This is a genomic window from Pseudomonas sp. P7758 (genome assembly GCF_013386485.1).
GTDB lineage: Bacteria > Pseudomonadota > Gammaproteobacteria > Pseudomonadales > Pseudomonadaceae > Aquipseudomonas.
In genome coordinates this window covers 1-11,532 of sequence record NZ_JACARS010000045.1, presented here as the reverse complement: position 1 = coordinate 11,532, position 11,532 = coordinate 1, and the positions used below count along the sequence as shown (strand labels likewise).

Below are 11,532 nucleotides of genomic sequence, written 5' to 3'. Positions count from 1 at the left end.
TCCTATCAAATCAATTCGAATAAGGGGAACGGTACGGACTGACCGGCAAGGGCATAGGCCCGCTCAGGTCTTCAAACAAGTAGCGCAGGTAGGCGTTACCGACGTACTGGCGATAGTCCTGAGCGTTGTCGAGACCGACTTCGCCACCCAGGTAAAAGCGCGAGCTGAGGCGGTATTCGGCGGCGGCATTGAAGCTGTAGCCGATGCCGGTCTTGCTGTCCTTGGCGTATTTCGGATCGCCCCGGGTCGGGTCATTTTGGTAATCGCTATGCCCCGGGAAATAATCGACCGCATCTTGCTCGATATGCTGGATGCCCACCGAACTTTTTATCTGGTAGCTGAACCGATCAAAACTCTGCGCCCAGCGCACCGGCACACCCAGGGAGAAGAAGCGCTGCGGGCTGAAGTAACCGCCCTGGCCGTAGGTGTAGTAACCCTGGTTTTCCTTGAAGCCCATGACCGAACCGCTGATGCCGAGGGTCAGGGTGTCGGTCGGGGTATTGCGCAGGTACCAGTAGATGCCGCTGCCCAGCTCCAGGCGGGTGTTGTCTTCGACGTTGTTGCCCAACAGCTCGTGCAACGAGGCGTAGCCATACACACCTAGCTTCTGGTTGTCGTAGCTCAGGTCGCCACGCCCGCCGTTGGCGGTCACGCCGCCCCATTTCTCGCCGGTACGCTTGTCTTCGGAACCGGCAAAGGAGGTCACACTGTCGGTGACCGGGCGCCGCGAAACGTTGACCCCGTAACGGAAGTTGGAGCCCTGGGAGAACGGCCGCGAGACGCTGGCGCCACCGACGATGGTGTCGTACAGAAAGCCCAGCGGGCTTACACCGATGTCGGCCTTGAGGCCTTCATCCGGGTTCTCCACGGCAACGGCCAGACCGACGCCCGTGTCGCTCTGGGAGCCCGCCGGGTTGGCCGTGCCACCGCCAAAGCGTGTGGCAGAGTCGCTCTTCACGCTGCCGGAACTCACATGCACCGGCGTCACGCGCAGCGCAACGTTCAGATCCCCCACCGGCATCCGCGCTTCGAATGGCGCCTCGACGTCAGTGATTTTGCTCAAGCCGCTTTCGCCATTGTTGCTGCGAACGCTCAAGCCCTGCACCAGGTAACCGGTGCGATCCCGCAGGATCGTATCCAGTGCACGACGTGCCGGGCTGAGGTTGGCGGTGTCGAGTGCAGCAATGCTCGACGGTGGCTCGAACGGCTCGTTCCAGTTGTTCGACGCCGGACGCGCGGAGGCTGCCAGGGCATTGTCCGGCACGACATTGGTCGGTGCATCAATCGGCGGCGGCACGGCGCCGGCGACGGTCAGGTCGGTGACCTGGCGACGCTGGCCCGGCAAGCCGACGAAGGGGTTGTAAGGCACGCCCTGGGAGCCGGCCTGAGCCAATTGCGTCTGGCTCTTCTGGCTGTTCTCAATCGCCAACGCCTTGCGCAGCAGCGCAGCGGCTTCGTTGTTTTTGCCCAGCCCCTGATAGATGCGCGCAGCCGAGGTGAGGATCTCGGGGTTGCCCGGTTCCAGGGACAGCGCCTTTTCACTGGCGCTTTCCGCCAGGCCACGATCACGGCCTTGCAGCGCGATATCCGCCAGGCCCAGTTGCAGGCGAGCGTTGTTCGGGTTCTGCTGAATCAGCGGCGCATAAAGCTCCATGGCCTTTTTGCTATTGCCGCTGGCCGCGTACATCCGCGCCAGGGCACCTACCGCCATAGCGTCGTTGGGACGCTGGGCAAGGGCCGGCGACAGCATGTCGTAGGCCGCGACCAGGTCGTTTTTCTCACGCAGGGCATCAGCCTGCTTGACCCGGTACAGGTAGATCAAATCGTCGTAACGCTGGCGACCGGTTTCACTCAGCGGCTTGCCCTGCACTTCACGCAGGATGTCGCCCGCCTCGGTGTAGTGGTTGGCCTTGAGCAGGACATTGGCGTACAGCAGTTTCTGGTCGACGGTCGGGTTCGGATTGTTATCCAGAACCTTCTGCATGATATCCAGGCCCTGCTGCGTCGCGCCGACTTCCACATAAGCGGCCGCCAGCACCGCCAGGCGCTCAGGCTTCTGCCGGGTCATGGCTTCACTGCGGCCCAGCAGCGCGAGGGCTTCCGGGCGTTGGCCACGGCGGGCGGTCTCGATGGCGATGTCGGTCTGCTTGTGCAGCGCGATATCGATACCCAGCTCGTTCATGTCAGCGGTACGTTGCCCCGCAGGGATACGCGCCAGGGTCTCTTCAGCCTTTTTCCACTCACCCAGCTCCGCCGACAGCAGCGTGCTGGTGTACAGCGCGTCCGGCTGGTTCGGCTGCTTGGCCAGCAAGCCGTCGATCAAGGCACGGGCGTTGCGAATCTGGCCGTCGCGCAGGTAAATGCGCGCCAGGGCGAAGCGTGTCCACGGGTTTTCTGGGTCGGCATCAAGGGCTTGTTTGTAGGCGGCTTGCGCGGCTTTCAAATCGCCCCGCTGCTCGGCCAGCTTGCCGACCTGGGTAGCGCGCAACGCGGTGATTTTCACACTCGGCGCGAACTTCGCGCGCTCGGCGGGCGACACCGAGTCGATCAGCTTCAAGGCTTCTTCCGGCTGCCCGGATTGGGACAGCACGTTGATCAAGCCGCTCAGCGCGTCCGGGTCGCCAGGATGACGGGCGAGCACTTTGCGGTAGCCGGCTTCGGCGGTGTCGAACTGATTGTCCTGGGCCTGGAAACCCGCCAGTGCCACGGCAGCGCCGGGCTGGCCAGGGTTCAAGCGTTCGGCCTGGGCCACCAGGTCGCGGGCCTGGCTGCCGCGCCCGCCACGCTGGGCGTCACGGGCCTGGTTGAGCAGGTTCCAGTAGCGCACATCATTGAGCGCCGACTGCCATGCCGCGCCACCCGGCAAACGGGTGGCCTGAACCAGGTAGCTTTCAGCCTCGCTGAAGCGCTGCTGCTGTTGACGCAGCACGCCCATGCCGCCGAGCGCATCGACGTCATTGGATTTTTCATTGAGGCGCGCCGCCAATAGCGGCTCGGCGGTTTTCAGGTCGCCGTCATCCAGCGCCTTGAACGCCTTGGTCATCTGCGGATCACGCTGCCAACCGGCGCCGGTCTTGCCTTGGGCAATGCCCTTGTTCATCAGCGCACGGATTTCGCTGTCGTCCGGATGCGCAGCCAGAAACTGCTGGAACAACGGCACCTGGTCGCTCTTCGGCGGGCCGAGCCAGATCAGCGCAAAGCGCCAGGTTTCATCGGCGTTGCCGCCCACGTCGTTGTTCGGTGCCAGCTTGGCCAGGGCGCGGATGCCGTCGGCGCGGGTGGCCGGGTTACGCGCCAGATGCTTGGCCAGGAACAGCGCCACAATCGGGTCGTTCGGCCGCTCGCGGGACAAACGCTGCAAGCCGGCGATGGCCTCGTTAGTGCCCTTGGGCGTGAAGCCCAGGGTGTTGTAATACTCGCGGGCAAGCAGGCCCTGGGGCTGGCGCCCCTGGAAGATCTGGCGATACAGCGCCACCGCTTGTTCGCGCTCTTCTTCAGGCTCGCCGAGTTCACGGGCCTGTTCCAGCAACTTGGCGTTGGCCGGGATGTTGACGGTGATGTCCTGCTCCAGCAGCAAGGCCTGGCGCGGTACCGGGCTCAACGCCTGCAGGCGGGCCAGGTACTTTTGCGCTTCGGCCGGACGCTGTTGTTGCACCTGGATCAAGCCAATGCCGTACAGCGCATCCGGCTGTTCAGGGCTCAGGCGCAGCAGTTTCTGCCAGGTCTCGAGGGCGCGTTCCGGGTTCTTTTTCGACTGCCAGTAATAGCCCTGCTCGATCAGCAGGCTTTGCGGGTCAGTGGTTTCGGCAAAGCTGGCGCTGGAAGCCAGGGCCGCCAGAATCGCAATGGCTAGCGTGTGACGGCGCATGCAGACTCCCAGGATAATTTCACCGTGCCGTCTTGTTCGAAACGGTACTTTTGATCAGCGAAGCCCTGGCCGAACAGGCTGAGCATGTAGTCGTAGTAAATCGGCTGGGCGCTGTCCGGGGCCGAAGGCGCGAGCGCCTTGGCGAGGGCGTCGTCGACTTTCTGCTTTTGCAATTGCGCCAGGGCGGTTTCGCCCCGGGCCTGGAAGAAGGCCATGGTGGAGGCCGAGAACCCCGTCGGCGTGTAGCCGTTGTTTTTCTCGACTTCACCGGTCAGCACGTGGACTTTCTCCGGCGGCAAACCGCTGACCGACGCAGCGGTGGCACGGGAAATCCCGCCCAAGGCCTTGAGCATCGGCGCGGCCAGCGGGTCGCTCTTGGCGGTCATGCCGGCCCAGAGGTAAGTGCGGATCGCGTCGTAGCTGCCCAGGTCATCGGAAAACGGGTCGACGATAAACAGCCCGGTGTTCGCGCTGGTAGCGCGATAACCGACCCAGTTGGCCGCCAGGCCATGGGGATTGCTCGGCAGGTCGGCGAGCATCTTCGCGTTGCTCTCGGCCACTTCGTTCCAGCCGGCGTTCGGGCGTTCTTTTGCAAAGCGGCGCAGTTGCGGCAGTACTTGATAGCTGGGGTTGAAGCGCCACAGGCCACCCGCGTGTGCATAGCCTACCGGCCCCGGCAACAGCATCTTGCCCAGGCCCGGTACGCGCACGATCAGGTTGCGTTCAACGTTGGCCAACACCAGTTGCGCGTCGCTGCGGTACTGCGGTGCGTTCCACACACGCGCGGCTTCGAGCAACGCATAGGCCATCCACAAATCGGCGTCGCTGGCGGAGTTGCTGTCGATCGCGCCCCACTTGCCATCGTCACGCTTGCCCCACAGCCAGGCCGGCAGGTTCTGGCCGATGTCGGCGCCCGCCATGTTGGACTTGGTCCAGGTCCAGAGCTTGTCGAAGGTCGCCCGGTCGTTGCCCACCAGGGCAAAGAACATCGCGTACGACTGCCCTTCCGAGCTGCTTTCCGTCGGCTTCATGGACGAGTTCAACACCCGGCCATCGTCCTGGATAAAGCGCTTGGCATAGTTCTGCCACAGCGGCCAATCGCAGGTCTGTGCCTGGGCGGCACCGGCAAGCAATGTGCTGCCAATCACCGCCAGGATCGCGCTACGCAAAGGGCTCATGCCAACCGCCGTTTTGCACGGGCACGCAGTGCCAGGTAGATCAGGCAGGTCAGCACCAGCAGCCCCAGGAAGGTAATCGCCAGCATCCAGCCCAGGTTCTGGGACAGCTGCCATTGCATGAATTTGAAGTAGTTCAGGTCGCCGACGTAGTACTGCTGGTCCGCGACCAACGAGCTGATCTGCGTGCCCTGCACCACCGCCAGGCTGCCCTGGATCGAGTCTTTGTAGTCGTCACCGCCAATCAGTGCCGAGGTCGCTTCAAGCAGGCCCTGAGGCTGGTTGCTGGCAATCAGCACCACGCTGCGCCCGGCCTTGAGCGGCGATTGGAAGCCGGCGAACCAGGTGCTGTTGCTCAGGCCGCTGAAGGTGATGCCGGCATTGGCCGTATGCTGGTTGGCCGCGGCGTCCGGGCTGATCCAGCTGCGCACATAACGTGGCAGGTCAGACAACAGGAAGTGGTGCTGCAGGCCGTCACTGGTGGCCGGCAGGTATTGCTGCCATTGCTGCAGCAGCGGCTGGTTGCCGCCGGTGGCGAGCACCAGCAGGTCTTTGTCGGCAACGCTTTGCACGTCTTTGGCCTGCACCACTTTGACGGCGGTGGCCGGGTAGCCGGTGGACTCGCCGAAGCGGCCCATCACAGTCAGGTAAGCGCTCAATTCATCGGTGCCGACGTTGTCCGGCATCACCACCGCCGACTCCGAAAGGTCAGCCAGGCGGGTGAACGGGAAGCCGGAGTCGTTGAACACGCCCAGGTTCGGCATGGCGATAAAGTGCTGGTAGCTGCTCAGGTCCAGGCTCGAGTCCGGGTCAATCGCACCGCGCATGTTGTCGACGATGATGTCCCGGCATTCGCCTTCCTTGATGTAGTCGTACATGAAGCGCAGTTGCAGCTTGGACTTGGGCGAGGCCGAGCTGATCGGCAACAGGGTCGTCACTTCACGGGGCAGGGTTTCGTCTTTCTTCAGCTGGTCCAGCAGGCTCTGCCCACCGCCCAGGTTGCTCACCGACGGCAACGCGACAGACTTCATGAACTGGTCATTCAGGCCGATCAGCAAGGAGGAGTTGGTGGACACCTGCTGCGGCGTGTAGCGGTATTTGACGTTGAGCGGCACGCCCTCTTCACGCCAGTTGAACAAGTCGGGCGGCAGGCGCAGGTCGACGCTGATCGGGCCCGGGTTGTAGCCGGAGACGTTGAGCTTTTTCAGTTCTACCAGCTCGCCAAGGCGTACCGGACGGTTGCTGGGCAGCCAGTTCGGCGCGTCGTAAGGGCTGCGCGGGGCCAGGGTGTCGAGCCTGGTGATGACCACGCTGTTGCCGGTCAACACCGGGTTGCCCAGCACCACAGCGGTGGCGGCACGCTTGAGTTCGGCGCCATCACGGCCGGAGACGATCAGCAGCTTGCCATTCGGATCGTTGGGGTTGGTGATCAGGGTCAGGGTCGGCCCTTTAGGCTCAGGGACCGCCACACCGTGTACATCCACAGCCTGGGTACTTTGCACCAGCACGATGGCGTTGCCCTTGGCCGGAATCTCGCCAAGGGTCGTCGGGAACGTCGCACCCCGGTAGCTGGCCAAGCCGCCTACCCACGACGACAGCGCACCGGCAGCTTCCAGCGCGGCGTTGTCCGGCGCGCTGGCAAACACGAACGGCAGGCTGACCTGGCGCGCATCGCGCTTGTCGAAGAACGGCAGCGGCAGCACCGACAGGTCGTCTTTCAAGACGATCGGCTGCACCTGCACTTTCAGCTCACTGCTGTTGCTGATCTTGGCCCAAAGGCTGCTGTGCAGCGGGTCTTCACAGGACATGGTGTAGTGGCCGATGAACTGCAGGCTCAAGCGGTTGAATTCGGTGATCAGGTGCGCCGGAATCTGCACCAGTTTTTCCTGCTGGATGCCCGCGCCTTCCTTGGGCAGCGGCAGGCTGGCGGCGACTTCGTCGTTGACCAGCACGTTGATCTGCGACAGGTCCGCCAGCAGCGCCGGCGAGTAGCTGTACTTGAGCAGCAGTTGCGCGCCCTTCACCACTTCATCGGCACGGATGTCGAAGTTGACGCTGTCGGACGCTTCCACGCCTTGCAGGTTCATGGTGTCGCGACGGCCCAGTTGCTTGAGGGTCAGGCTGTAGCCCTCGTCAGTGCTCTGCACCGCAACAGCGGGTGCAGCTGCCTGTGCCTGCGAGCCCAGGCCCAGCAGCGAAGCGATCATCAGCGCGAGCACGCCGCGCGACTGCGGGCGGGCAAATAGTGTGGAAGTCATGGCTTGTCCATCAGCGTATCGAGCGGTTGTGAGGGAGTGCGGCGCAGGGCCAGACGCAATTCATGCAGCGTGGCGCGACCCAGGGTAAACAGGCCGCCGATGCCGATGGCACCGACTTCACGCAGGGCTGACAACGGTGTATCGGGCTGGCCGGCGCCCCAACTCGCGGCCCAGGTGTCGGCGCGGGAAAACGTCAGGCGTACCAGTTCGCTTTGTTGGCGCAGGGACAGTGCATCGAATTGCGCGCCAATCTGCGCGCCCTTGCTGAACACCACCCGCGCCTGGAACAGGCTGTCTTGTCCGTTGCGCGACAGCACCAACTGCAACTGTTCGCCCCGGGCAATCTGGTGCCCGTCGGCGAGGATCAGGCCGAAGCCGTTCTGCGAGAAATCCTGGGTCGTGCCTTTGAGCACACGACCGTCGGCGCAGATCACACTGACCGGCAATTTCGCGCTGACCCGCGGCTCGGAGCGCACTTGCCGCGCTTCGGAAGCCACCGCCACTGCCGCGCTGGTGATGATCAGGTTGTAGAGGGTCCAGGTCAGGTTGATCGCCACGGTGACCGCGGTGGACTCGTCGCCCCAGATCAACTGATAAAGACCGAAGCACAGCCCGACCAGGTTCACCGCCAGCAGTACCAGGTACGGCCGGGCGAGTTTCCAGTCGAAGAATTGCTTGTCGATGATTCCGCCCTTGTCGGTGACGTTGAAGCCGCCCGCCTTGGGGTTGACCAATGCAACCAATACCGGCGGCAGGATGTACCAGGCCAGTACGGTCTCGTAGACCTCGTTCCAGAACGAGTGGCGGAAGCGCCCCTGGATCCGCGAGTTGGTCAGGCTCGAATGCACGAGGTGGGGCAACACATAGGCGACAATCATCAGCGCCGAGGCGTGGAAAATCTGCGCGCCGAAAATCAGGTAGGCCAGCGGCGCGGTGAGGAACACCAGCCGCGGCAAGCCATAGAAGAAGTGCAGCATCGCGTTGGCGTAGCAGATGCGCTGGCCCCACTTCAAGCCTTTGCCCAGCAGCGGATTGTCGGTGCGGAAAATCTGCGCCATGCCCCGCGCCCAACGGATGCGCTGGTTGATGTGGCGTGACAGGCTTTCGGTGGCCAGGCCCGCGGCTTGCGGGATCGCCAGGTAAGCGGTGTTGTAGCCCAGGCGGTTGAGCTTGAGCGCGGTGTGGGCGTCTTCGGTGACGGTCTCGACGGCCACGCCGCCGATTTCCAGCAAGGGCTTGCGGCGGATCACCGCACACGAGCCGCAGAAGAACGTCGCGTTCCACAGGTCGTTGCCGTCCTGCACCAGGCCGTAGAACAACTCACCCTCGTTGGGCACGGCGCGGAAGGTGTCGAGGTTCTTTTCAAACGGGTCGGGTGAAAAGAAGAAGTGCGGCGTTTGCAGCATCGCCAGCTTGGGGTCCTTGAGGAACCAGCCGAGGCTGACTTGCAGGAAGGAACGGGTCGGCACGTGGTCGGCGTCGAACAGCGCGATGTACTCGCCGTCGGTGACCTTCAACGCTTCATTGAGGTTGCCGGCCTTGGCGTGGAAATTGTTGTCGCGGCGGATGTAGTTCACGCCGATCTTGCGGCAGAAATCGCGGAAGTCGTCGCGACGGCCATCGTCGAGCACGTGGACGCGCAACTTGTCCTTGGGCCAGTCCATTGCCTGGGCGGCGAAGATGGTCAGTTTGACGATGCTCAACGCCTCGTTGTAGGTCGGGATGAACACGTCGACCGTGGGCCACTCCGACGGTTCGGTCTTGAGCCACACCGGCTCGCGGCGCAGCGGCCAGGCGGTTTGCACGTAGCCGAAGATCAGCACCACCAGCGCGTACAGCTCGGCGAGCACCAGGCCGTAGCCGAACAGCATGTCGAGCCAGGTTTCAAAACCCAGGGTGGAAGTCAGCCGCCAGTACATGTAGCGCAGCGACGCCACCAGCGACAACACCACCAGCGCGAGGATCGCCATGCGCCCGGGAATCTTGCGCAGCACCAGCACCGCAAGGAAGCACACGGCAGCAAACAGGCATTGGCTATAGAGGTCCAGCGGGGCGCTGACAATGCTCACCAACAACAAGGTGCCGACCACACAACTGATCACCACCAGCACTTTGCGCAGCGTATCGGGCCAGCGATTGAAGCGCGAAATCGCGGCGTCCAGCCGCTGCTCGGCGCGCCCCGGAGTGTGGGGCGTAGAGGACGTAGTGTCGGTCATGGAAGGTCCGAATCGATTCGTTCGAGCAGCGTGCGGCACAGGGCATGAATGTCCTGGCAGCCGAGACTGTTGACGGTAGGGTCGAGGGGATCGCGGCCGCAGGCCTGGGCTTCACTGAACACCGGGTCACGGTGGACCGTGCCGAGCAGTGCATCGCCGAGGCGGGCCTTGAACACTTCGGCCATGTCCAGGCTGAAGCGGTGGGCGCCGTCGAGTTGGTTGATCACGTAGTAACGCTGTGGTGGTTTTTCGCGCTCAAGGTACGGCGCCAGCACACTGTCCATCTGGGCCAGGGTGCTGAATGAGGAAACATCCGCCTGCACCGCCACCAACACCACGTCTGCCAGGGCCATGGCCTGGTGCAGGTACACCGTGTTGCCGGCGGGCACGTCGATCACCACCGTGTCCTGGCCATTCAACTGCAAACCGGCCAGGTGCCGGGGCAGCCATTGGGCGTCTTCGCCGAGCCAGCGATTGAGGTTTTTTTGCTGGTCGTTGTTGGTCTCACCGAAGGCCACCAGACGGCAACCGGCAAAGCCGCGCTCAGCCAGGCCTTCCCAGGACTCATTGCTCAAGCTCGTCGCGCCGATGCCGGGCAAATTCAGGCCCAGGCACAAGTGATGACGCAGGGCGTTTTGCGGGTCCAGGTCCAGCGCCACGGCCGGGTGGCCTTGACGCTGCAGGCCGCTGGCAATGGCCGCGGTCAGCGTGCTGCGACCGACACCGCCCTTGAGCGAGACCACCACGATCACCTTGGGTGACGATTGATCCGAGTACACCTCACCGGTCGGCCCTTCGACCACTTCGGGAGGTTGCAGGTGATCGGCTTCGCCCTGGGTCAGCTCTTCGAGCAAGCGCAGCAATGGCGCCGACGGCGGCTCATCCAGCGCGACGGTGCAAGCGGTTTGGGCCGGGATGGGCACGGCGTCGAAAGGCTCGACCACCACGTCATCCTCAAGATAATCGTGGACGGCGTACATCTCCCGGTAGCCATTTGGATTGGCGCCCAGCTTATTGAATAGTTTTGAAATATCGTCTGCGCGACTCACCCACGGCCCTCCCCGGTTATTACGCTTTAAAGGCGTTAAAAAGGTCAGCCCGTTGAGCTGACCTTGGTTTTTCTAGTTATGTGTTGGCTGGCGGCATTCTGTGATATCAGATTGATGGTGTCAGTATTTTGATGCTTTTTGATGAATTCTTTCCGACGAGCGGCTGAGTGCCGTATTTTTGACTTATTTGACGAATTTTTATCAATTTCTTTCAGATCAGAAGCTTGCGGAGGCTTCTAAGAATTTTTCTGGCCGCCTGGTCAGGAAAAATTGCTTAGCTGACGAATCAAATTACAACTTACTAATTAACCGCCAACGTTCCGTAAACCGGGTTAAACGATTCCGCTATTTATATGACGCTTAATATTTCGAAACAGAATACGGTAAGACTCACCTTATTCAAGGGAAAAACGATGACCGTTATGTCGAAAACATCTAAGAGAAAGACCATGAGGCACTAATGCCTCTAATGGATATGTTTCTGTATCAAGTTGTATGCAATCCCCTTCTCAACACATGCCGAGGCAAAACGCCGGGTGCATGACACAGGCCGGATACCTCCCGGGCGCTCAATAGGCTCCAACGCAACACACACCCTATTGAACCTCAGAGGACACCACCATGAACCGCAACACCCTCATCGCCAGCAGCCTGTTTGCCTTGCTCAACGTTGCCGCCTTTTCGGCCCAGGCCAGCCCCAAGCTGGATGTACAGCAAGTACTGTCGACCGTGGACGATGGAGGCGCGGCGTGTGGCGTGGTGAATGCGCGGATGACCTACCTGGATTCCCATGGGCAGAAGCGGGTGTTTGAGTACAAGAAATTTGCCGACTCGTGCAACGAAGGCAACTAAAAAGCTGAACGACAAAACCTGTGGCAAGGGAGCTTGCTCCCGCTGGAGTGCGCAGCGCTCCCACTGTTTTGGGCCTGCTGCGCAGCCCAGCGGGAGCAAGCTCCCTCGCCACAC

At 62.3% G+C, this 11,532-nt stretch carries 6 protein-coding genes; 1 reads left to right on the top strand and 5 read right to left on the bottom strand.

Translation table 11 applies throughout. The features are described from left to right. Positions 1–10: 10 nt before the first annotated feature. The 5 genes from HX873_RS10010 to bcsQ are packed head-to-tail and all read right to left on the bottom strand — an operon-like array spanning position 11 to position 10,497. A complete protein-coding gene (locus HX873_RS10010) occupies positions 11–3,868 on the bottom strand; it encodes a cellulose biosynthesis protein BcsC (RefSeq protein ID WP_008435712.1) in 3,858 nt (1,285 codons plus the stop codon). Beyond that, positions 3,850–5,046 (bottom strand): cellulose synthase complex periplasmic endoglucanase BcsZ, encoded by a 1,197-nt coding sequence (bcsZ, locus tag HX873_RS10005; RefSeq protein WP_008435713.1) that lies wholly within the window; start codon positions 5,044–5,046, stop codon positions 3,850–3,852. The genes HX873_RS10010 and bcsZ overlap by 19 nt, the downstream gene beginning before the upstream one ends. Then, a complete protein-coding gene (gene bcsB, locus HX873_RS10000) occupies positions 5,043–7,301 on the bottom strand; it encodes a cellulose biosynthesis cyclic di-GMP-binding regulatory protein BcsB (RefSeq protein WP_134325575.1) in 2,259 nt (752 codons plus the stop codon). Before bcsB ends, bcsZ begins: the two co-directional genes overlap by 4 nt. Beyond that, entirely contained in the window at positions 7,298–9,517 is a 2,220-nt protein-coding gene (gene bcsA, locus HX873_RS09995; RefSeq protein ID WP_177021033.1) for a UDP-forming cellulose synthase catalytic subunit, read from the bottom strand. The genes bcsB and bcsA overlap by 4 nt, the downstream gene beginning before the upstream one ends. Continuing rightward, on the bottom strand, positions 9,514–10,497 hold the full coding sequence (bcsQ, locus tag HX873_RS09990) for a cellulose biosynthesis protein BcsQ (protein ID WP_177069293.1): 984 nt from the start codon (positions 10,495–10,497) through the stop codon (positions 9,514–9,516). The genes bcsA and bcsQ overlap by 4 nt, the downstream gene beginning before the upstream one ends. Before the next feature lie 690 nt (positions 10,498–11,187). On the opposite strand from bcsQ, the gene HX873_RS09985 reads away from it, so the two are divergent. After that, a complete protein-coding gene (locus HX873_RS09985; RefSeq protein ID WP_102367909.1) occupies positions 11,188–11,418 on the top strand; it encodes a DUF2790 domain-containing protein in 231 nt (76 codons plus the stop codon). The last annotated feature ends 114 nt before the right edge of the window (positions 11,419–11,532 follow it).

Excerpts from the sequence above, each read along its gene's own strand:
- bcsA (WP_177021033.1), bottom strand. The coding sequence starts at position 9,517 with ATGACCGACACTACGTCCTCTACGCCCCACACTCCGGGGCGCGCCGAG.
- HX873_RS10010 (WP_008435712.1), bottom strand. The coding sequence starts at position 3,868 with ATGCGCCGTCACACGCTAGCCATTGCGATTCTGGCGGCCCTGGCTTCC.
- HX873_RS09985 (WP_102367909.1), top strand. The coding sequence starts at position 11,188 with ATGAACCGCAACACCCTCATCGCCAGCAGCCTGTTTGCCTTGCTCAAC.
- bcsZ (WP_008435713.1), bottom strand. The coding sequence starts at position 5,046 with ATGAGCCCTTTGCGTAGCGCGATCCTGGCGGTGATTGGCAGCACATTG.
- bcsQ (WP_177069293.1), bottom strand. The coding sequence starts at position 10,497 with ATGTACGCCGTCCACGATTATCTTGAGGATGACGTGGTGGTCGAGCCT.
- bcsB (WP_134325575.1), bottom strand. The coding sequence starts at position 7,301 with ATGACTTCCACACTATTTGCCCGCCCGCAGTCGCGCGGCGTGCTCGCG.